Origin of the sequence: Thiobacillus sp. (assembly GCF_030696885.1) — a bacterium.
In the GTDB taxonomy this organism is placed as follows: domain Bacteria; phylum Pseudomonadota; class Gammaproteobacteria; order Burkholderiales; family Thiobacillaceae; genus Thiobacillus.
The window spans coordinates 167,893-188,482 of the sequence record NZ_JAUYRI010000013.1 but is presented as its reverse complement, the minus strand read 5'-3'; the positions used below and the strand labels follow the sequence as shown (position 1 = coordinate 188,482).

The 20,590-nt window shown below is 65.7% G+C and carries 24 protein-coding genes; 9 read left to right on the top strand and 15 right to left on the bottom strand.

Going from position 1 to position 20,590, the window contains the following annotated elements; genetic code table 11:
• Nucleotides 1-14 precede the first annotated feature (14 nt).
• From nusB to Q8R61_RS06745, 4 genes are read right to left on the bottom strand one after another with little or no spacing between them, the layout of a single operon-like run.
• Nucleotides 15-452: a transcription antitermination factor NusB gene (gene nusB, locus Q8R61_RS06760; RefSeq protein ID WP_305535526.1), complete on the bottom strand. Its 438-nt coding sequence runs from the start codon at nt 450-452 to the stop codon at nt 15-17.
• 1 nt (nt 453) lies between these two features.
• Complete coding sequence (gene ribH / locus Q8R61_RS06755) at nt 454-921, bottom strand: 6,7-dimethyl-8-ribityllumazine synthase (protein WP_305535524.1); 468 nt, start codon at nt 919-921, stop codon at nt 454-456.
• Nucleotides 922-948: 27 nt separating this feature from the next.
• Nucleotides 949-2,034, bottom strand: coding sequence for a bifunctional 3,4-dihydroxy-2-butanone-4-phosphate synthase/GTP cyclohydrolase II (gene ribBA / locus Q8R61_RS06750; RefSeq protein ID WP_305535522.1), 1,086 nt, complete (start codon nt 2,032-2,034; stop codon nt 949-951).
• Between the two features lie 13 nt (nt 2,035-2,047).
• Nucleotides 2,048-2,653 (bottom strand): riboflavin synthase, encoded by a 606-nt coding sequence (locus tag Q8R61_RS06745; protein ID WP_305535520.1) that lies wholly within the window; start codon nt 2,651-2,653, stop codon nt 2,048-2,050.
• 155 nt (nt 2,654-2,808) lie between these two features.
• Here Q8R61_RS06745 and Q8R61_RS06740 point away from each other — a divergent pair, with 155 nt between their 5' ends.
• Nucleotides 2,809-4,053, top strand: a complete 1,245-nt coding sequence (locus tag Q8R61_RS06740; RefSeq protein ID WP_305535518.1) for a nitronate monooxygenase family protein — start codon at nt 2,809-2,811, stop codon at nt 4,051-4,053.
• Nucleotides 4,054-4,096: 43 nt separating this feature from the next.
• Here Q8R61_RS06740 and ribD read toward each other — a convergent pair whose 3' ends face one another.
• From ribD to glyA, 3 genes are all read right to left on the bottom strand, one after another.
• On the bottom strand, nt 4,097-5,146 hold the full coding sequence (ribD, locus tag Q8R61_RS06735) for a bifunctional diaminohydroxyphosphoribosylaminopyrimidine deaminase/5-amino-6-(5-phosphoribosylamino)uracil reductase RibD (protein WP_305535677.1): 1,050 nt from the start codon (nt 5,144-5,146) through the stop codon (nt 4,097-4,099).
• Between the two features lie 48 nt (nt 5,147-5,194).
• Nucleotides 5,195-5,677 carry a transcriptional regulator NrdR gene (gene nrdR, locus Q8R61_RS06730; protein WP_305535516.1) on the bottom strand — a complete coding sequence of 161 codons (483 nt, stop codon included), beginning with the start codon at nt 5,675-5,677 and terminating at the stop codon, nt 5,195-5,197.
• Nucleotides 5,678-5,835: 158 nt separating this feature from the next.
• Complete coding sequence (gene glyA, locus Q8R61_RS06725) at nt 5,836-7,080, bottom strand: serine hydroxymethyltransferase (RefSeq protein ID WP_305535514.1); 1,245 nt, start codon at nt 7,078-7,080, stop codon at nt 5,836-5,838.
• A 102-nt stretch (nt 7,081-7,182) separates the two neighbouring features.
• Between glyA and Q8R61_RS06720 the strand changes: the two genes are divergently transcribed.
• Nucleotides 7,183-8,271: a TRAP transporter substrate-binding protein gene (locus Q8R61_RS06720; RefSeq protein ID WP_305535512.1), complete on the top strand. Its 1,089-nt coding sequence runs from the start codon at nt 7,183-7,185 to the stop codon at nt 8,269-8,271.
• Nucleotides 8,272-8,364: 93 nt separating this feature from the next.
• A complete protein-coding gene (gene coq7, locus Q8R61_RS06715; RefSeq protein WP_305535510.1) occupies nt 8,365-8,988 on the top strand; it encodes a 2-polyprenyl-3-methyl-6-methoxy-1,4-benzoquinone monooxygenase in 624 nt (207 codons plus the stop codon).
• 69 nt (nt 8,989-9,057) lie between these two features.
• On the opposite strand, the gene Q8R61_RS06710 is transcribed toward coq7, so the two are convergent.
• The 3 genes from Q8R61_RS06710 to hflX all read right to left on the bottom strand — a co-directional run bounded on the left by Q8R61_RS06710 (nt 9,058) and on the right by hflX (nt 11,205).
• Nucleotides 9,058-9,453 (bottom strand): PIN domain-containing protein, encoded by a 396-nt coding sequence (locus Q8R61_RS06710; RefSeq protein WP_305535508.1) that lies wholly within the window; start codon nt 9,451-9,453, stop codon nt 9,058-9,060.
• Nucleotides 9,450-9,692 (bottom strand): AbrB/MazE/SpoVT family DNA-binding domain-containing protein, encoded by a 243-nt coding sequence (locus Q8R61_RS06705; protein ID WP_305535506.1) that lies wholly within the window; start codon nt 9,690-9,692, stop codon nt 9,450-9,452. Before Q8R61_RS06705 ends, Q8R61_RS06710 begins: the two co-directional genes overlap by 4 nt.
• Nucleotides 9,693-9,810: 118 nt before the next feature.
• Nucleotides 9,811-11,205, bottom strand: a complete 1,395-nt coding sequence (gene hflX, locus Q8R61_RS06700; protein WP_305535504.1) for a GTPase HflX — start codon at nt 11,203-11,205, stop codon at nt 9,811-9,813.
• Between the two features lie 281 nt (nt 11,206-11,486).
• On the opposite strand from hflX, the gene glpK reads away from it, so the two are divergent.
• The 6 genes from glpK (at nt 11,487) to Q8R61_RS06670 (ending at nt 16,678) form a co-directional block, all read left to right on the top strand.
• The gene (glpK, locus tag Q8R61_RS06695) at nt 11,487-12,989 is read left to right on the top strand and encodes a glycerol kinase GlpK (RefSeq protein WP_305535502.1); all 1,503 of its coding nucleotides are present in this window, start codon (nt 11,487-11,489) and stop codon (nt 12,987-12,989) included.
• On the top strand, nt 12,986-14,587 hold the full coding sequence (locus Q8R61_RS06690; protein WP_305535500.1) for a glycerol-3-phosphate dehydrogenase/oxidase: 1,602 nt from the start codon (nt 12,986-12,988) through the stop codon (nt 14,585-14,587). Before glpK ends, Q8R61_RS06690 begins: the two co-directional genes overlap by 4 nt.
• A 102-nt stretch (nt 14,588-14,689) precedes the next feature.
• Nucleotides 14,690-14,821, top strand: coding sequence for a hypothetical protein (locus Q8R61_RS06685; RefSeq protein WP_305535498.1), 132 nt, complete (start codon nt 14,690-14,692; stop codon nt 14,819-14,821).
• Between the two features lie 110 nt (nt 14,822-14,931).
• Complete coding sequence (locus tag Q8R61_RS06680; protein ID WP_305535496.1) at nt 14,932-15,678, top strand: Mut7-C RNAse domain-containing protein; 747 nt, start codon at nt 14,932-14,934, stop codon at nt 15,676-15,678.
• A gap of 43 nt (nt 15,679-15,721) precedes the next feature.
• Nucleotides 15,722-16,183, top strand: coding sequence for a cytochrome c (locus tag Q8R61_RS06675; protein ID WP_305535494.1), 462 nt, complete (start codon nt 15,722-15,724; stop codon nt 16,181-16,183).
• A gap of 99 nt (nt 16,184-16,282) precedes the next feature.
• Complete coding sequence (locus Q8R61_RS06670) at nt 16,283-16,678, top strand: DUF302 domain-containing protein (protein WP_305535491.1); 396 nt, start codon at nt 16,283-16,285, stop codon at nt 16,676-16,678.
• 63 nt (nt 16,679-16,741) lie between these two features.
• Here Q8R61_RS06670 and Q8R61_RS06665 read toward each other — a convergent pair whose 3' ends face one another.
• From Q8R61_RS06665 to Q8R61_RS06645, 5 genes are all read right to left on the bottom strand, one after another.
• Nucleotides 16,742-17,038 carry a DUF1840 domain-containing protein gene (locus tag Q8R61_RS06665; RefSeq protein ID WP_305535489.1) on the bottom strand — a complete coding sequence of 99 codons (297 nt, stop codon included), beginning with the start codon at nt 17,036-17,038 and terminating at the stop codon, nt 16,742-16,744.
• A 61-nt stretch (nt 17,039-17,099) separates the two neighbouring features.
• The gene (locus Q8R61_RS06660; RefSeq protein WP_305535487.1) at nt 17,100-17,411 is read right to left on the bottom strand and encodes a hypothetical protein; all 312 of its coding nucleotides are present in this window, start codon (nt 17,409-17,411) and stop codon (nt 17,100-17,102) included.
• A 14-nt stretch (nt 17,412-17,425) separates the two neighbouring features.
• Nucleotides 17,426-17,743, bottom strand: coding sequence for a DUF2288 domain-containing protein (locus Q8R61_RS06655; RefSeq protein ID WP_305535485.1), 318 nt, complete (start codon nt 17,741-17,743; stop codon nt 17,426-17,428).
• Nucleotides 17,744-17,767: 24 nt separating this feature from the next.
• The gene (locus tag Q8R61_RS06650; protein ID WP_305535483.1) at nt 17,768-20,098 is read right to left on the bottom strand and encodes a YgiQ family radical SAM protein; all 2,331 of its coding nucleotides are present in this window, start codon (nt 20,096-20,098) and stop codon (nt 17,768-17,770) included.
• Between the two features lie 83 nt (nt 20,099-20,181).
• Nucleotides 20,182-20,508, bottom strand: coding sequence for an FKBP-type peptidyl-prolyl cis-trans isomerase (locus Q8R61_RS06645; protein WP_305535481.1), 327 nt, complete (start codon nt 20,506-20,508; stop codon nt 20,182-20,184).
• Between the last annotated feature and the right edge of the window lie 82 nt (nt 20,509-20,590).

The following is a 20,590-nucleotide window of genomic DNA, read 5'->3' as shown; positions in this document are numbered from 1 at the left end:
CCAGTCCCTAATTCCTAGCTCCTTCCTTTCGCTGCCGCAATTTCCACCGCGCGCACATCCTGCGCCAGCTTGTCGAGCACGCCGTTGATGTATTTGTGTCCGTCGGTGCCGCCGAATTTCTTGGCGAGTTCGACGCTTTCGTTGATGGCGACGCGCCAGGGCACGTCGGGGCAGTGCAGCAGCTCGTAGGCGCCGATCAGCAGAATGCCGCGCTCGACCGGCGAAAGCTCGGCGAGCGGGCGGTCGAGCAGGGGGGTGATGTGCGTGCTCAGCAGGTCTTCCTCCTTCAGCACGCCGTAGAGCAGGGTGCGGAAGTAGTCCTCGTCGGCGCGCTTGAACTGCTCGTCGTCCTTGAGGTTGGCGGCGATCAGCGTGACGTCGGCGCCGCCCACCAGCCAGGCGTAAACGCCCTGCAGGGTGAACTCGCGCGCGACCTTGCGGGAACCGGCCATGTCAGAGTCGTTTCAACAGGTTGGCCATTTCGATCGCCACGCGTGCGGCGTCGCGGCCTTTCTCGGCCATGCGCTGGTGGCCCTGCTCCTCGGTGTCGACGGTGAGTATCGCATTGGCGATCGGCACGCCGGTTTCCAGCTGCACGTCGAGAATGCCGCGTGCGGATTCGTTCGACACCACTTCGAAATGATAGGTGTCGCCGCGCACCACGGCGCCGATCGCAACCAGCGTATCGAACTTGCCGGACTGCGCCATTTTCTGCAGCGCGAGCGGATGCTCGAGTGCGCCGGGCACGTCGACCAGCAGGATGTCGTCCTTGGCGACGCCGAGGCGGGCCAGCTCGATCTCGCAGGCCGACAGCAGGCCCTCGCAAATGTCCCTGTTGAAGCGGCTCATGACGATGCCGACCTTCAGGCCGGCGCCCTGGTAGACGGGATCGAGTTCGGAGATGTTGTCGGTGGTGCCCATGTGGTGTGTCCCTTTCTTCTCAGAGGATCAAGCTTTTTCAGAATAGCCGGTGACTTCCAGCCCGAAACCATCCATTGCCGGCATCTTGCGCGGGCTGGCCAGCAGCCGCATTTTGCCGACGCCGAGATCGCGCAGGATCTGTGCGCCGATGCCGTAGTCGCGCAGGTCGTACTTGCGGTTGTCGACCGGTGGCGGGTTGATTCGGTTCAGCAGCGCGTCGGCGGTTTCCGGACGATGCAGCAGCACCACCACGCCCGACTGCGATTCGGCGATGCGCTCCATCGCGCCGAGGATCGGCCACGAGTGGCCGCCGCCGGTGACGTCGAGAAAATCCATCACGCTCAAGGGTTCGTGCACGCGCACTAGGGTTTCCTTGTCCGCATGAATCTCGCCCTTGACGAGCGCGAGGTGGGTTTCGCCGGCGCACTTGTCGCGGTAGGCAATCAGGCGGAAGGCGCCGTAGACGGTCTGGATCAGGCGGTCGGCCGCGCGCTCGACCAGGCTTTCGGTCTGGTTGCGGTAGTGGATCAGGTCGGCGATGGCGCCGATCTTCAGGCCGTGCTCCTGGGCGAACGGCACCAGGTCGGGCAGCCGCGCCATGGTGCCGTCGTCCTTGAGGATTTCGCAAATCACCGAGGCGGGCACCAGACCCGCGAGTCCCGCCAGATCGCAGCCGGCTTCGGTGTGGCCCGCGCGCACCAGCACGCCGCCGGGCTGCGCGCGCAGCGGGAAAATATGGCCGGGCTGGATGATGTCGGTGGCCTTGGCGTCCTTCTTCACCGCGGCCTGGATCGTCACCGCGCGGTCGGCGGCCGAAATGCCGGTGGTCACGCCCGCGGCCGCTTCGATCGAGATCGTGAACGCGGTGCCGTGCGGCGTCTGGTTGTCGCTCACCATCTGCTTCAGCCCCAGCTGGCGGCAGCGGTCGTCGGTCAGCGTCAGGCAGATCAGGCCGCGGCCGTACTTGGCCATGAAGTTGATCGCGTCGGGCGTGACGTGCTCGGCGGCCATCACGAGGTCGCCTTCGTTTTCGCGGTCTTCCTCGTCAACCAGCACAACCATGCGGCCGGCTTTCAGCTCTTCGATAATTTCCAGGGTGGAGGCGAGGCTCATCAGTGCGTGTTCCTTAATCTTTGTCTGTGGTGTTCGTGAATTGAGCCAGGCGCTCGACGTAGCGCGCGATCATGTCGACTTCCAGGTTGACGCGGCTGCCTGCTTTCAGCTGCTTGAGCGTCGTCATTTCCAGCGTGTGCGGAATCAGGTTGAGCGCGAAGCGTGCGCCCTCCACCGCGTTGACCGTCAGCGAGACGCCGTTCACCGTGATCGAGCCCTTGCGAATGGTGTAGCGCGCGAGTTCGCCCGGCGCGTCGATTTCCAGCAGATGCGATTCGCCGACCGGCGCAAAACGGTGTACCGTGCCGACGCCGTCGACATGGCCCGACACCAGATGGCCGCCAAGGCGGTCGACCAGCCGCAAGGCCTTTTCCAGGTTGACTTCGGCACCCGGCACGAAGCCCTCCGTGCAGCGCAGCGTCTCGGCCGAGACGTCGACGGTGAAGCGGTCGGCCGCGAGCGCCACCGCAGTCAGGCAGACGCCGTTGACCGCGATGCTGTCGCCAATCGCGACGTCGGAAAAGTCCAGCCCGCCGCCGGTAATGACCATGCGCGCATCGGCGCCGCGGGCTTCGTAGTCGTGAATGCGGCCTATGGATTGGATGATGCCGGTGAACATGCGCGAGAGACCTGCCTGCTGGACCACGCATTGTAGGCGTTTAGGCCCGGTGGGTGAACCCCGACAACGGCGCATCCGGGCCGTCCCGGCCATTAACAGGATAAAGACATCCGCAATGACTATAATGGTGGTTTTGCATCGCTGGAAGGATCGACATGGAGACCTCCCCCTCGTTTTCCATTCGTGGCCACACGCTACTGCCCATCGTTCAGGGCGGCATGGGCGTGGGCATTTCCGCGCATCGGCTGGCCGGCACGGTGGCGCGGGCGGGCGGCGTCGGCACCATCGCGAGCATCGACCTGCGGCACCATCACGCCGACCTGTCGGCGCAGGCCCTGCATTGCCGCGACCGCGATGAGCTCAACCGCCTGAACCTGATCGCGCTCGACCGCGAGATCAAGGCTGCGCTTGCGCTGGCGGCGGGCAACGGACTCATCGCCGTCAACGTGATGAAGGCGGTCGACGCGCATCCGGCCTATGTCAAGCAGGCGTGCGCTTCGGGCGCGCAGGCCATCGTCATGGGGGCGGGGCTGCCGCTCGACCTGCCGGAACTGACCGAAGACTATCCCGACGTCGCGCTGATCCCGATCCTGTCGGATGCGCGCGGCGTCGCCATCGTGCTGAAGAAGTGGTCGCGCCTGAAAAAATTCGGACCGGGCGGCCGCCTGCCGGACGCCATCGTGATCGAGCATCCGCTGTATGCCGGCGGCCACCTCGGCGCGCCGAATCCGGACGAGCTTGCCCATGTGCGTTTCGATATCGCCGAAGTGCTGCCCGGCATTTTCAAGACATTCGACGACCTGGGCATCGCGCGCGGGCAGATTCCGATCATCGTCGGCGGCGGCATCAACAGCCACGAAAAACTCAAGGCCGCGCTGGCGCTGGGCGCATCGGCGGTGCAGATCGGCACGCCGTTCGCCGTCACCGTCGAAGGCGACGCCCATCCCGAATTCAAGCGCGTGCTGGCCGAAGCCCGACCCGAAGACATCGTCACCTTCATGAGCGTGGCCGGCTTGCCCGCGCGCGCCGTCAAAACTCCGTGGCTTGCCAACTATCTCAAGCGCGAGGCGAAATTGCAGGCCTGCGCCAAGGCCGATCCCAACCGCTGCGCCATCGGCCTGCACTGCCTGACGCAATGCGGCCTGCGCGACGGCATCGCCAAGGCGGGGCAGTTCTGCATCGACTCGCAACTGGTTGCCGCGCTGAAGGGCGAAGTCAACAAGGGCCTGTTCTTTCGCGGCTCCGAGACGCTGCCATTTGGCAGCGAAATCCGCCCGGTGCAGGACCTGATCGACTATTTCATGACCGGCGTTCGACCCGCACAAACAGCGGGCACTGCAAGCGCCGCGGCGCCGCAGGATCGCCCCACGCAGCCGCCAGCTGCGCACGCAGTTCCGTAAGGGGATCGTCGCCGCGTTCGGCCTAGTAGCGCCGGACAGCCGTTCACGCAGGCAGCAGCATCAGCCGCAGATCGCCGCCGATCTGGCGCACGTCGGCGAGCCGGAAGCGCGCGGCATCGGCCAGCGTCGTCAGCGCCGGCATTGCAAACAGGCCGCGCGCGTCGTCGCCAACGGCCATCGGCGCCACATAGGCGACCCATTCGTCCACCAGCCCCGCCGCGAGCAGCGCGCCGTTCAGCGCGGCGCCGGCTTCGACATGCAGTTCGTTGACGCCGCGCTGCGCCAGCAGCGTCAACAGGGCAGCCAGGTCGACGCGGCCGTCGATGCCGGGTAACTCGATCACGTCCGCGCCCGTCTGTTCGAGTGCAGCGCGCGCCGTCGGGGGCGCGTGATGGCAGGCGACGAGCGCGGGCAGGATGGCCGCAGCGGCCGGCGTGCGCAATCCGGAATCGACGATGACGCGCAGCGGCTGGCGGCCGATGTCGAGCTCACGCACGGTCATGCGCGGGTTGTCGGCCAGCACGGTGCCGCTGCCGGTGAGGATCGCGCAGGCGCGCGCGCGCAACTGCTGCACGTCGGCACGCGCGGCCTCGCCAGTAATCCACTGCGAGGCGCCGTTGGCGAGCGCTGTCTTGCCGTCCAGGGTCGCGGCGGTTTTAAGCCGCACCCATGGGCGCTGCCGCGTCATGCGTGAAATGAAGCCCGGGTTGAGCGCGTGCGCCTCGGCTTCCATCAGGCCGACTTCGGCGTGGATGCCAGCCAGCGTCAGCATGTCGATGCCGCCGCCCGCCACCAGCGGGTTGGGGTCGCGCATCGCCGCCACCACGCGTGCCACGCCGGCGTTGACCAGCGCCTCGGCGCACGGCGGCGTGCGGCCGTGATGCGAACAGGGTTCGAGCGTGACGTAGACCGTCGCCCCGCGCGCCGCGTCGCCGGCCTGGCCCAGCGCATGGATTTCGGCGTGCGGCGTGCCGGCGCGCTGGTGCCAGCCTTCGCCGATGACCTGACCGTCCTTGACGATGACGCAGCCGACGCGCGGATTGGGGCTGGTGGTGAACAGCCCGCGCGCCGCCAGTTGCAGCGCGCGCGCCATATGGGCGTGGTCGGCAGCGGAAAAGGCGGTGGCGGCGCTCAAGAAGATTTACTCGAACAGGTCGTCCACACCATGCGGCGGCGTACGTTCCAGATCCTGCAGCACGTCGCGGAAATCGTCCGGGTCCTGGAAGCTCTTGTACACCGACGCAAAGCGGATATACGCGACCTTGTCGAGCTTCTTCAGCTCGATCATCACCAGCTCGCCGACTTCGCGCGCCGGGATTTCGCGCGCGCCGCGCGTCAGCAGGCGCTGGCGGATACGCGCGACCGCCGCGTCCACCAGCTCGGTCGGCACCGGGCGCTTATGCAGCGCACGCCGAAAACCTTCCATCAGCTTGGTTTCGGAAAAATCCTCACGCGTGCCGTTGGTCTTGACGATCTGCGGCGGCCGCAGCTCGGCGGTTTCCCAGGTGGTGAAACGCTTGTCGCACGCCGTGCAGCGACGACGACGACGAATCGCGTCGCCCGCCTCATTGACGCGGGAGTCGATGACCTGGGTGTCGAGGGAGCCGCAGAAGGGGCATTTCATTTTTTAGGGGCTGGGATCTAGGAGCTCGTTAGGATTTAGGAACTAGGAGATAGGGGTTAGGGAATGTCGCTTCGCGGCTATTTGAAATTTCAAAATCGCGCGGCCAAAGGCCGCTCATCCCCTAATTCCTAGCACCTAGATCCTATCTCCTATATACATCACCCATACACCGGAAACTTCGCCACCAACTTAGCCACATCGCCCTTCACCCGCTCGATCACGGCCTCGTCGGTCGGTGCGTCGAGCACGTCGGCGATCAGGTGGGCGAGCTGTTCGGCTTCCAGTTCCTTGAAGCCGCGCGTGGTCATCGCCGGGGTGCCGATGCGGATGCCGCTGGTGACGAAGGGCTTCTGCGGGTCGTTCGGAATCGAGTTCTTGTTGACCGTGATGTGGGCGCGACCCAGCAGCGCTTCGGCTTCCTTGCCGGTGAGCTTCTTCGGCTGCAGGTCGACCAGGAAGACGTGGCTCTCGGTGCGGCCGGAGATGATCCTGAGGCCACGCTCGACCAGCACCTTGCACATCACCAGCGCGTTGGCGATCACCTGCTCCTGGTAGTGCTTGAATTCCTTGCTCGACGCTTCCTTGAACGCCACCGCCTTGCCGGCGATCACGTGCATCAGCGGGCCGCCCTGCAGGCCGGGGAAGATCGCCGAGTTGATCGCCTTCTCATGTTCGGCCTTCATCAAAATGATGCCGCCGCGCGGACCGCGCAGGGTCTTGTGGGTGGTCGAGGTCACCACGTCGGCATGCGGCACCGGGTTGGGGTACACGCCCGCGGCGATCAGGCCGGCGTAGTGCGCCATATCAACCATGAAGATTGCGCCGATCTCTTTTGCGATCTTGGCGAAGCGCTCGAAGTCGATCCGGAGCGCGTAGGCCGAGGCGCCGGCGATGATCAGCTTGGGCTTGTGTTCGCGCGCCAGCGCTTCCATCTTCGGGTAGTCGATTTCCTCTTTTTCGTTGAGGCCGTAGGCGACGACGTTGAACCACTTGCCGCTCATGTTGAGCGCCATGCCGTGGGTGAGGTGGCCGCCTTCGGCGAGGCTCATGCCCATGATGGTGTCGCCGGGCTTGAGGAAGGCCAGAAACACCGCCTGGTTGGCCTGCGAGCCGGAGTTGGCTTGCACGTTGGCGGCCTCGGCGCCGAACAGCGCCTTCACCCGGTCGATCGCCAGCTGCTCGACGATGTCCACGTATTCGCAGCCGCCGTAGTAGCGCTTGCCGGGATAGCCCTCGGCGTACTTATTGGTGAGCTGCGAACCCTGCGCCTGCATCACCGCCGGGCTGGTGTAGTTTTCCGAAGCGATCAGCTCGATGTGGTCCTGCTGGCGCTGGTCTTCTTTCTGGATCGCGGCCCACAGGTCGGGGTCGGTCTTGGCGAGGGTGTCTTGGCGGTTGAACATGGCAAATGGGCGGGCTGGAAAAGGCGGCAATTTTAACATGCGGCGCTTGGGCCTCCGCCTGGAGCGGCGGCCTCGTATAATCGGCCAAAACGGAGCACCTCCATGCAAAGACGAGACTTTCTGAGCGGCGCCGGCGTCGCCGCCCTGCTGCCGCTGTCCGCGGCGCAGGCCGCGCCCGGGGAATCGACCGCGTTGCCCGCCATCCGCTGGCGGCTGGCGTCGAGCTTTCCCAAGAGCCTCGACACCATTTACGGCGCATCCGAAACCTTGTCCAAACGCGTGGCCGCGCTCACCGGCGGCAAGTTCCAGATCCGCGTCTTCGCCGGCGGCGAACTGGTTCCCGGTCTGCAGGTGCTCGACGCAGTCGGCAACGGCACCGCCGAATGCGGCCACTCCGCCGGCTATTACTACGTCGGCAAGAACCTCGCACTCGCGTTCGACACCGCCGTGCCCTTCGGCCTCACCGCGCGCCAGCAAAATGCCTGGATGTATGCCGGCGGCGGCATCGAGGCGCTGCGTAAGCTCTACGCCAAATACAACGTCGTGCAGTTTCCCGGCGGCAACACCGGCACCCAGATGGGCGGCTGGTTCAGAAAGCCGATCAAGTCGATGGCCGATCTCAAGGGCCTCAAAATGCGCATCCCCGGCATCGGCGGCCAAATCATGGCCAAGCTCGGCGCCGTGCCGCAAACCCTGCCCGGTGGCGACATCTATCCTGCGCTCGAACGCGGCGCACTCGACGCCGCTGAATGGGTCGGCCCCTACGACGACGAGAAGCTCGGCTTCCACAAAATCGCCAAGCACTACTACTACCCTGGCTGGTGGGAAGGCGGACCGCAACTGAGTTTCTACGTCAACCAGGCCGCGTGGAAAGCGCTGCCCGAGGCCTATCGCCAGGCGTTCGAAGTCGCCACCGCCGAAGCGAATCAATTGATGCTGGCGCAATACGACGCCAAGAACCCGCCCGCACTGCTGCGCCTGGCCGGGCAGGGCGTCAAGCTGCATCCCTTCCCCAAAGACGTGATGCTCGCCGCGCGCCGCGCCACCTTCGAGCTCTACGAAGCCGAAGCGAAAACCAATCCCGACTTCGCCACCATCTACCGTTCCTGGAAACTGTTCCGCGACACCCAGTTCCAGTGGTTCAAGGTTGCCGAAGCCGCCTATAGCAACTTCAACTACTACGTGAAATGATGCCCTTCACCCCTCGCGCGCAAGCGGGAGAGGGACTGGGGGAGAGGGCCCGCCTTCCACCCAAGTAAGCCACCCTGATACAGGAGCAACACCATGAACCGCCTCGACCAGCTCATCACCACCTTCGACCTCGGCCTGCGCACCATCTTCGCCAGCCCCCACGCCGCGCGCCCCTATCCCGGCACCGGCCCCGAAGCCGAGTTGAGCGAAACCGAGCGCGCCCAGGCCGCCGCGCTGATGCGCGTCAACCACGTCGGCGAAGTCTGCGCCCAGGCGCTCTACGCCGGCCAGGCGCTCACCACGAAAAACGACCAGGTCCGCGCCGAACTCGAACGCGCCGCGCGCGAAGAAACCGACCACCTCGCCTGGTGCGAAACGCGCATCAACGAACTGGGCGGCCGCAAGAGCCTGTTGAACCCGCTGTGGTTCGGCGGCGCCTTCAGCATGGGCGTCGTCGCCGGCATGCTGGGCGACAAATGGAACCTCGGCTTTCTCGCCGAAACCGAACGTCAGGTCGAAGCGCACCTCGACGGCCACCTGCAAAAGCTGCCCGAAGCCGACGCCAAAAGCCGCGCCGTCGTCGAACAAATGAAAACCGACGAAGCCCAGCACGCCCAGACCGCCATCGACCACGGTGGCGCGCCGCTACCGATGCCGGTGAAAATGGCGATGCGCTTTGCTGCGGATGTGATGCGGCAGACGGCGAGCCGGATTTAGTTCACACGCGGTCTGCCGTGCGGCTTGACTTCCCGCTTTGGTTCGGTCACCGGCCGTGGTTGCTCCCGGTTAATCAATCAAGCGCATGCCGCAGTCCATCGCGGCATTGCGGTCGAAGGTTGCCGTGTGGCTGCATCCGGCTTCGGCGGCTGAGCGTTCGATCAGGCAGTCGGCAAAGTCGGCTTTGCCGCCCTTGAATAGTTGTATCGCCTTCCAAACGGTGTCGGACTGCGCCACGACAATTTCCCGGGTGCGCAGCAGCGTTTCCAGTACGTCGCAAATCTCGTTTTTGGTGGACGCGTAGCACCCGGTCAACACCCACACCAACTCGACAACGGATACGACGCCTACATAGCCTGGCGCGTCCGTCGTCAAGGACTCGATCAGCTTCGTCGCCTTTGCTGACTGCTTCGGGTCGTCCTGCGCGATGTAGCGGACGAGGACGTTGGTATCCAGGCCAATCATTTTGCCTTTGCCCCTTGGGCCGCGATCGCCTTGTTCATGTCCTCGACTGTTACTGGCGAGGTGGGCTTGCGCACAAGCCCCTTGAGCGCCGTGACCGGACTCGTTGCAGGCACCAGTTCGAAACGCCCAGGCTCAACCTGGACAAACTCGACGCGATCCCCGGCTTCAACGCCGAGCGCGGCCCGCACAGCGGCGGGAATGGTGATCTGCCCTTTGGTGGTCATGGTTGCGGTTGACATGGCGGCCTCCTTTTCATGCCTCCTTACTTTATTGTAAGGAATATAAGGCGTCAAGCGAGGCGTGTCACAAGGTCTGGCAGAGCAGGAAAGCTAACTCTGGCTACAAGTGATCCGCTCATCACTTTTGGCTTAACTGCTCCTGCAGGCCATTCAGAGTATCCAGCTCACCGCGCACGCGGAAGAACGCACCCTCTTCGTCGGCGCGCTCCTCCAGCACTTCGCAGCGTGCGAAGATTTCGCCGCGTAGTTGCTGCGCCGACCACGGCAGAAACAGCTCAGCCTCGATCAGGTCCTTCTGGAAGAACACAACGATCGCCTGGTGCAGCTTGGCGACGTCGGCGGGGCGGCGGGCGCTCATGACGATGCAGCCGGGATAGTCGGTGCGCAGTGCGGCTTCGCGCTCGGCTTGTGCGGCGGCGTCGCCGACGTGGTCGATCTTGTTGAAGATGCGCAGGCGCGGCACGTCCTGCGCGTCGATTTCCCTGAGCACTTCGTCGGTGGTTTCGATCTGCCGCTCGAAGCCGGGGTCGCTGGCGTCGATGACGTGGAGCAGCAGCGAGGCGTCGAGCGCTTCTTCGAGCGTGGATTTGAACGACGCGACCAGCCCGTGAGGCAGGTTCTTGATGAAGCCGACGGTGTCGCTGACCAGCACGCGCGGGACGCTCTCGGGGTAGAGGGTGCGCACGGTGGTGTCGAGCGTGGCAAAGAGTTTGTTGGCGACCAGCACTTCGCTGCCGGTGAGGGCGCGCATCAGCGTGGACTTGCCGGCGTTGGTGTAGCCGACCAGCGCCACGCTGGCGAGGCCCTGGTGCGCCTGCCGGCGCGCGCGCTGCGTCTTGCGGTCCGCGTCCATCGCGGTAATTTCCTTTTGCAGTTCGGCAATGCGGTCGCGGATCTTGCGCTTGTCGAGTTCGGTGTGCGATTCGCCGGCGCCGCGGCCGCCGACGCCGCTGCGCTGCCGCCCCTGCGGGCCGGCCAGCTTGGCCGCTTCGCGCAGGCGGGGCGCCATGTAGCCGAGGCGCGCGATTTCCACCTGCGCGCGCGCGGCGGGGGAGCGCGCGTTGCGGTGGAAGATTTCGAGGATGACCATGGTGCGGTCCATCACCTGGCAGCCGACTTCGTTTTCGAGGTTGCGCGCCTGTGACGGCGAGATTTCGTGATCGACGAAGAGAGCGTCGATCGGCTCGGGCGAGACCATGGCCGGGTCGCTCGATGCTTCGGCGAGCGGGAGCCGATACAAGGGATTCTGCGGCGCGCGTTCGGGTTCGGTTTCGTCCCCAGCCGCGCCGTGGACGAAGTGGCGGATCTCCTCGCGCTTGCCGACGCCCAGGTAGGCGGTCGAGTCGAATCCGGCGCGTTTTTGTGTGAAGGTGCGGGTGACCGTGAACCCCAGCGTCTTGGCGAGTTCGCGCAGTTCGGTTAGCGATGCCTCGAACTCGATGTCGCTCACGTTCGGCAGTTGCACGGCCGCCACGACGGCGTACTGGGGAGGGTCTTTGGCTTCACTTTGCATGCGGCGGGTGTTTCTGTGGATGGACGAAGGCAGATAGTACCCGCCAATGCAGCCAGCACCCGGATTGGCGCGCGGCGGCGGTGGGGCCCCAGGGGCCTGAATACCTGCGTGTTAGCATGACCTGCAACGACGGCAGCCCGGGCAGCGGCCTGTCCACGGGTCGCGGCGGCGCTGAATCCGGCGGCATTTGCCTGAAATCACGGCACCTGCGCCGCGCCGCACTGGATTAGCCAGACTTGATTGGAACCAGGGTCGCTCACGGCTCACAACCGGAGATGAAAATGAAATACGTGCTTGCCCTCGACCAGGGCACCACCAGTTCGCGCGCGATCGTGTTCGATCACGCGGGCCAGATCAAAACCATCGCGCAAAAGGAATTCCGGCAGATTTTCCCGCAGCCGGGCTGGGTGGAACACGATCCCAACGAGATCTGGTCGTCGCAAATCGGCGTCGCCGCCGAGGCGATCACCAGTGCCGGTTTGTCGGGACGCGACATCGCCGCGATCGGCATCACCAACCAGCGCGAAACCACGGTGGTGTGGGATCGCCGCACCGGCCTGCCCATTTACAACGCCATTGTCTGGCAGGACCGGCGCACCGCCGGCCTGTGCGACGCGCTGCGCGCGGCGGGCCACGAAGCCCTGTTTCAGCGCAAGACCGGCCTCGTGCTCGACGCCTACCTTGCGGGCACCAAGCTACGCTGGATCCTCGACAACGTGCCCGACGCGCGGCGCCGCGCCGAGGCGGGCGAACTCGCGTTCGGCACCATCGACTGCTGGCTGTTGTGGAAGCTGAGCGGCGGCGCGCTACACGTCACCGATGCAACCAACGCGTCGCGCACGCTGCTGTTCGACATCACGCGGCAGGCGTGGGACGACGAGCTGCTGGCAGTGATGGACGTGCCGCGCGCGTTGCTGCCCGAGGTGCGCGACTCCAGCAGCGTGTATGGCGACACCGACCTGCTCGGCGGCGGCCGCATCCCGATCGCCGGCGTGGCGGGCGACCAGCACGCCGCGTTGCTCGGGCAGGCATGCACCCGACGCGGCATGGTGAAGAACACCTACGGCACCGGCTGCTTCATGCTGATGAACACCGGCGAGACGCCGATCCCCTCGCACAACCGCCTGATCACCACCACTGCGTGGCGCATCGACGGGCGCCCGAGCTATGCGCTCGAAGGCAGCATCTTCATCGCCGGCGCGGTGGTGCAGTGGCTGCGCGACGGGCTCGGCATCATCCGCAGCGCAGCCGAGGTGGAGACGCTGGCGGCGAGCGTGCCCGACAACGGCGGCGTCTATCTGGTGCCGGCCTTCGTCGGCCTCGGCGCGCCGCATTGGGACCCGTATGCGCGCGGTTCGATCCACGGCCTTACGCGCGGCACCACCGGGGGCCATCTGGCGCGGGCCGCGCTGGAATCGATCGCCTATCAGGTGAGCGACCTCATCGCCGCGATGCAGGGCGACGCCGGCCTCACGCTGACCGAGCTGCGCGTCGACGGCGGCGCCACCGCCAACGACACGCTGATGCAGTTTCAGGCCGACCTGCTGGGGGTGCCGGTGCTGCGTCCCAAGGTCACCGAGACTACCGCGCTGGGCGCTGCGTATCTCGCTGGCTTGGCGGTCGGTTACTGGAGCGGGCTCGACGAGATTGCCGCGCAATGGCAGGTCGACCGCGTGTTCGAGCCGGCGATGGGACGCGAGCAGGTCGACGCGCTGCGCGGCGACTGGGCGCGCGCGGTGGAACGTTCCAAGGGCTGGGCGCAGGCGGAAGCGGGTCCCGCATGAATCGCGACGAAGCCCTTGCGCGCCTGCGTGATAGGCGCACCCCGTGGGACATGGTCGTGATCGGCGGCGGCGCCACCGGTCTTGGCATCGCGCTCGACGCCGCCACGCGCGGCTACGAAACCTTGCTGCTGGAACGCGACGATTTCGCCCAGGCCACTTCCAGCCGCAGCACCAAGCTGCTGCACGGCGGCGTGCGCTACCTGCGCCAGGGCAACCTCAAACTGGTGATGGGCGCGCTGCGCGAACGCGGGCGCGTGCTGGCCAATGCGCCGCACCTGGCGAGCGAACAGCCCTTCATCATCCCCACCTACAAGCGCGGCGAAAGCCTGTATTACGGGTTCGGCCTCGGCGTCTACGAACGCCTGGCTGGGCGCGCCAGCCTGGGGCGTTCGCGCCGGCTCGACGCGGCCGCCACCTGCCGCGAGCTGCCGGGACTGCGCAGCGAGAAGCTGCGCGGCGGCGTGCTGTATCACGACGGCCAGTTCGACGACGCCCGCCTTGCGGTGAGCCTGGCCGCCAGCGCCTGGGACCATGGCGCCACCTTGATCAACTATTGCTCGGTGGCGGGCCTGCTGCGCGCCGGCGGTGCGGGCACACCGGTCACCGGCGTGGTGGCGCGCGACCGCGAAACCGGCGCCGAGCACGAGATCGCGGCGCGCGTCATGGTCAACGCCACCGGCGTGTTCTGCGATTCGATCCGCCGCATGGCCGAGCCGGGCGCGGCCGCCTGGGTGGCGCCCAGTCAGGGCGCGCACATCGTGCTCGACCGGCGCTTTTTGCCCGGCCGCACCGCGCTGATGGTGCCGAAGACCGACGACGGCCGCGTGCTGTTCGCGATTCCCTGGCAGGACCGGCTGCTGGTCGGCACCACCGATGTGCCGGTCGAGGATGCCGAAGCCGAACCGCGCGCGCTGCCGGAAGAAATCGATTTCCTGCTCGAACACGCCGGGCGCTATCTGCGGGACGCGCCGCGCCTGCAGGATGTGCTGAGCGTGTTTGCCGGGCTGCGGCCGCTGGTGCGGGCCGGCAGCGGGCACAGCACGTCTGCGCTGGCGCGCGACCATTTGTTGCGCGAGGAATCCGGCCTGGTCAGCATCACCGGCGGCAAGTGGACGACGTATCGCGAAATGGCCGAACAGGCGGTCGACCTGGCTGCGCGGGTGGCGCAGCTGCCCGACCGCCCCTGCCGCACCGCGGACCTGCCGCTGCACGGCGCGACCACCGAACTTGTACCGTCGCTGCGCGCCTACGGTTCGGACGCCGCCGCGCTGCAGGCACTGGCGCAGGCGCGACCGGAGTGGGCGGCCCGCCTGCACCCACGGCTGCCGTACATCGGCGCCGAAGTGGTGTGGGCAGCGCGCCAGGACATGGCGCGCAGCGTGCAGGACGTGCTCGCACGGCGCACCCGCGCACTGCTGCTGGACGCGCGTGCCAGCATCGAGATCGCACCCCGCGTGGCCGCTCTGCTGGCCGATGCCCTGGGCCGCGACGCCGCCTGGCAGGCACGCGAAGTGGCGGCTTACACCGCATTTGCGCTGGGGCATCTGCCGCGCGAGGTGCAGTCGGTGCGCGGCGCATACCGGGCCGGCGGAATATAAAGCCACCCTTTGCCGTTGAAGCGCCTATGATCAGCAAGTGTCGTGTTTACAGGGGTCGCGAAACCCGGCCGACACATTCAAGTCACTGCAAGGAGAGTCACCATGGCAAAAGGCCAGATACGTGGAAACAAGGAAGCAAAGAAACCCAAGAAACCGAAACAGGCTGTCGTTCCGGTGGGATCGTTCATCACCCCGCCCAAGGCTGCCACCAAGCCGATCAAGACCCAGCACTGAGTGCTGGACGGCTTGGAAAAACGCCACCGTCGAGGTGGCGTTTTCACGTCCGGGCTTCGGTAAGCGGGGCGGTTTTCCGCAGGCCGGCAAATGGCGACAATAGCCGGCATATGGTCACCGCCACCTTCCGCTTCCATGACGAACTGAATGATTTCCTCGCGCCCAAGCGGCGCAGGCAGGAATTCAGCGTGCCGTGCGCGCAGGCGGCGACGACCAAGCACATGATCGAGGCGCTGGGCGTGGCGCACACCGAGGTGGCGCGGCTCCTGATCAACGGCGAACCGGCGCGCCTGGATCGCCTGATGCAGGACGGCGACCGGGTGGCGGTGTATCCGCGCGCCGAGGCGATGGATGCGACGCCGCCACTGGGCGAAGCGCCGTTGCGGCGCCCCGGGTTTGTTGCCGATGCGCACCAGGGCGGGCTGGCCCGCCTGCTGCGCATGCTGGGCTTCGATACGCTGTACGACAACCACTTTCATGACGACGATATTGTGTCGATCTGCGCGAACGACGGCCGCATCGTGCTGACGCGCGACCGCGAGCTGCTGAAGCGGCGAGCGGTGACCCGCGGCTGCTATGTGCACGCGTTGAAACCGGAGGCCCAGCTGCTTGAGGTCGTCGCGCGGTTCGATCTTGCGCGCAGCGTCCGGCCGTTCACCCTGTGCCTGCACTGCAACGCGCCGCTGCGCGCGGCGGACAAGGCCGAGGTGATCGACCGCCTGCCGCCCCGGGTGCGCGAAATCCATGACCGGTTTTCCACCTGCGACGCCTGCGGCCGCGTGTACTGGGAGGGCTCGCACTGGCGCAGCATGCGTCGCCAGCTGGACGCGTTGTTGCCCGCCGGCGCGGGAACCTGAGCGCGTTTTTGCGCTCTGCCTTCATCATCACAAGGAACAAGCCATGAAAAAAATCCCCTTGCGAATCGCAGCGGCCGCGCTGGGCGTGCTGTTTTTGAGCGCCTGCGAGCAAGCCGCCGTCGCGTTGCCCGGCGACACGCCGCCCGACCGCTACGCCGACCCGCAGCAGATCGCGCGCGGCAAGGCGGTCTACCAGGCCAACTGCATGGAGTGCCACGGCACCGACGGCAAGGGCCCACCCGGCGACTGGCGCATCCGCGACGCCGACGGCCGTTTTCCGCCGCCGCCGCTTGACGACAGCGCCCACGCCTGGCATCACCCGACGGCCGACCTGCTGGAGATGATCCGCGAAGGCAGCCCGGGTGGGCAGGGCAACATGCCGGCCTGGAAGGGCAAGTTGAGTGAGGCGCAGATGCAGGATTCGGTGGCCTACATCAAGTCGCTGTGGTCGGACGAGGTCTACCAGTTGTGGTGGAAGATGGAGAAGCAATCGCTGGAAGACTGAGCGCGTTTCCGCCGCCTGCGGGATCGGCGGGTAAAATGGCAGGATTGAATTATCTAACTGAATTTCCCCATTGTATTTATCCAGACTAGGAGCAACAACATGAGCGAATACGGATTTGACACCCAGATCAGCGGCCCCTTCGACGCCGCCGTGGACAAGGTCACCGCCGCACTGAAGACCGAAGGCTTCGGCGTGCTGACCGACATCGATGTGAAAGCCACGATGAAGGCCAAGATCGACGTCGACATGCGCCCCTACCGCATCCTCGGCGCCTGCAACCCGCCGCTGGCCAACCAGGCCATCGGCGCCGAGCCCGACGTCGGCATGCTGCTACCGTGCAACGTGGTGGTGCGCGAGGAAGCCGACGGCAAGGTGACCGTGTCCTTCCTCGACCCCGGCATCATGGTCAAGCTGGTGTCCAACACCGCCGTGCACGGTGTCGCCAATGAAGCGCGTGCGCGTTTGATGCGGGTGAAAGACAGCCTGGCCGGCTGATCGACCCGGTGGACGTAAAAAAAGCCCGCTTCGGCGGGCTTTTTACTTTGTGGTCTGCTGTTGTTACTTCCACATGACGTTGGATTCCGCCTTGGCTGCGGCAGCAAGCAGGTTGATCAGCGGCAGCGCGCGATGCGCCATGCTGACCACCGGTTCATCGTCGTCCTTGTCGTCAGCCGGGGGCGGGGCGGTTTCTTTCTCGATCGCGGCTTTCAGGCGGTCGAGTGCAAGCGGAACGTCTTCGGCCAAAATCGCACCGGGCACGGTGCCGCTGTGCCCCATCATTTTCAGCATCGCAAGTGCGACATCGCCAAACATGGTGATGTCCGCGTACGCATCGGTCGTAAAAGTCACCAGCATGCAGGTCTCCTCAAATGAACAATTTACACCCTTCGCCGGCCCGAGCAGCGAATTCCGGTGATCAGATCCGTTCGCAGGCGATCGCCCGCACAACCACTTCATCCTGACGAAAAATGCGCTCCAGCTCCGTCCGGTAGGCAGACCACCACTCCCGCTCCAGGGTTTCAACCATCACTTCGATCAGGATCATGTCGTCGCGCGCGGTCGTTCCATTCTCCGTGTCCTTCCACAGGCCCAGCGCAGGAGACTGCACAAACGCTGTCAAGCCGCCGAAGCGCTCGATGAGTTGCGCTCTGATGCCGTCGAACTTGTCCCGTTGAAACGGGCGGCCTTCATTGTCGTAGATGGGAATGAGGAGCTGGATCAGGTGCATGTCTGAAGCTGGGTTCAATCCGCTTCCAGTTGCCCGGCAACTTCTTGCACCAGCACCCACGGCGCCACCACCACGGCCCAGAACATCGGCTTGCGCGCATGCCAGTCTTCGGCGTCGCTGAGCTGAGCGCGGGCGATGCGGCCCTCGGCCAGCCATTCCTGCACGGTGGCGGCATTGTTCTCGGCAATGTTGAGGGCGGCGTCGATCAGGTCCATGCCGGTGGCGACCTTGATGACGTCGCCGCGCGCGAAGTGGCGTTCGAGTTCGGGCCAAGCGAGCTGGGCGGTTTCGAGATTGAGCTTGGCGCGGAGGAGGTCGCTGGGGGAAGTCATTTCAGATGCAAGAGACTAGAAAAATCAGCGCGTCTTGCCGCCACCCCGGCGCTGGCTGAGCGGATGCTTGGGCACCTGAGGGGGGCGGCCCCGGTCGGTTGGCGCGGGCTTGCCCGCAGCGGGCCGGGCGCCGGGTTTGGGCTGGGCTGACTTGGTTTGGTCCGGCTTGGCCACTTTCGGCTTTGACTGGCCCGGCTTGGTTGACGCGGGCTTGGCCGCATGGGGTCTGGCTGAACCGGGTTTGCCCGCGCCGGTTCTGGCGCGCTTGTCTTCGGCGCGCGGGGTGCGTGTGCCTTCCGGCTGCTTGCCGGTGCCGGCAGGCTGGAACAGTGGGATCAGGTGTTTCTTGCTGTTGCCGATCAGGTCTTCGCGGCCCATGTCCTTCAGCGCTTCGCGCAAGAGCGGCCAGTTGTCGGCGTCGTGGTAGCGCAAAAACGCTTTATGCAGCCGACGCGTGCGGCCCTGCTTGACGACCGACACCGCCTCGGCCTTGCCACCGAGCACCTTCTTCAGCGGGTTCTTTTCGGTGTGGTACATGGCCGTCGCCAGTGCCATCGGCGTCGGCAGGAAGGTCTGTACCTGGTCGAGACGGAAGTCGTGCTTTTTCAACCACAGCGCGAGATTCAGCATGTCCTCGTCGGTGGTACCGGGATGCGCCGCGATGAAGTAGGGGATCAGGTACTGCTTCTTGCCGACCGCCTTCGACGCTGCTTCGAACATGTCCTTGAAGCGGTCGTAGGCGCCCATGCCGGGCTTCATCATCTTCGACAGCGGGCCGGCTTCGGTGTGCTCCGGCGCAATCTTGAGATAGCCGCCGACGTGGTGCTGCACCAGTTCCTTGACGTATTCGGGCGAGCGCACCGCGAGGTCGTATCTGAGGCCCGAGCTGATGAGGATTTTCTTGATCCCCGGCAGTGCGCGGGCGCGGCGGTACATGTGGATCAGCGGCGTGTGGTCGGTGTTGAGGTTGTCGCAGATGTCGGGGAACACGCAGCTCAAACGCCGGCAGGCTTTCTCGATTTTTTCCGACTTGCACGCCATGCGGTACATGTTGGCGGTGGGGCCGCCGAGGTCGGAAATGATGCCGGTAAAGCCGGGCGTCTTGTCGCGAATCGCCTCGATTTCCTTGATCACCGAATCTTCGCTGCGGCTCTGGATGATGCGGCCCTCGTGCTCGGTGATCGAACAGAAGGTGCAGCCGCCGAAGCAGCCGCGCATGATGTTGACCGAGAAGCGAATCATTTCCCACGCCGGAATCTTGGCGTCGCCGTAGCTCGGGTGCGGCGCGCGCGCGTAGGGCAGGTCGTAGACCGCGTCCATCTCCTGCGTGGAAAGCGGGATCGGCGGCGGATTCAGCCAGACATCGCGCTCGCCGTGCGCCTGCCGCAGCGCGCGCGCGTTGCCCGGGTTGGATTCGAGGTGGAACACGCGCGAGGCGTGGGCGTAGAACGCCGGGTTGTTTTTCACCTGGTCGTAGTCGGGCAGGCGGATCACGGTGCGCTCGCGGATTTCCTGCTTGGCGGCGAGGCGTGCGGCCTTCGGGATCAGGCGCACGGGCGCCGTACCTTCGGGCGTCTGCGCAGTGGGGCCGGTCGGCGTCATCGCGTAGGGGTCGACGTGGGCATCGATCGCGCCGGGGGTGTCGAGTTCGGTCGACATCACTTCCAGCCAATTCTCGGCGGGCTTCCAGTCGGGCGTCACCATGAAGCCGGTGCCGCGCACGTCGCGGATGTCACCGATCTTTTCGCCCTTGGCGAGACGATGGGTGATCTCCAGCAGTGCGCGCTCGGCATTGCCAAAGATCAAGAGGTCGGCCTTGGAATCCGGCAGCACCGAGCGGCGCACGGTGTCGGACCAGTAGTCGTAGTGCGCGATGCGGCGCAAGGATGCCTCGATCGAACCGATGATCACCGGGGTGCCGGGGAAGGCCTCGCGGCAGCGTTGCGCGTAGACCGTGACCGCACGGTCGGGGCGCTTGTTCGGCGCGGCGTTGGCCGTGTAGGCATCGTCGGAGCGGATTTTCTTGTCCGAGGTGTAGCGGTTGACCATCGAGTCCATGTTGCCCGCGGTGACGCCGAAATACAGCGTCGGCTGGCCCAGCGCGCGAAAAGGCTCGGCCGAATGCCAGTCGGGCTGGCTGATGATGCCGACCCGGCAGCCCTGCGCCTCCAGCAGCCGCCCGACCAGCGCCATGCCGAAGCTGGGATGGTCGATGTAGGCATCGCCGGTGACAAGAATCACGTCGCACGCGTCCCAGCCGAGCGCGGTCATTTCTGCGCGCGACATCGGCAGGAACGGAGCGGTGCCGAAGCGCGCCGCCCAGTGCTTGCGGTGGGAAAACAGGGCTGGGGTCATGGGGAGAGTTTACGCTTGTATAAATGCACAGGAGGGAACGGGGCCGCCCCCGTTCCCTCCTGCCTGGAGACTGAAGAGTTGACTCAGCGAACGCCCAGCAGTTCCACTTCGAATACCAGCGTGGCATTCGGCGGGATCACGCCACCGGCGCCGCGCGCGCCATAGCCCAGCTCGGGCGGAATGGTCAGCTTGCGCTTGCCGCCGACCTGCATGCCGGCCACGCCTTGGTCCCAGCCGGGAATGACCTGGCCCGCGCCGAGGCGGAATTCGAACGGATCGTTGCGATCGACGCTGGAATCGAACTTGGTGCCGTCGGTGAGCCAGCCGGTGTAGTGCACCGACACGGATTGTCCGGCGGTCGCGGTGTCGCCGCTGCCGGCGACGAGGTCTTCGATGATGAGTTCGCTCATGGATTCAGTCCCTGGAGTGAGGTTTGCGCGGGCACACGCCGGACCGGCGTGCACGGAATGGCGCATTTTCTCATGTTTCCGG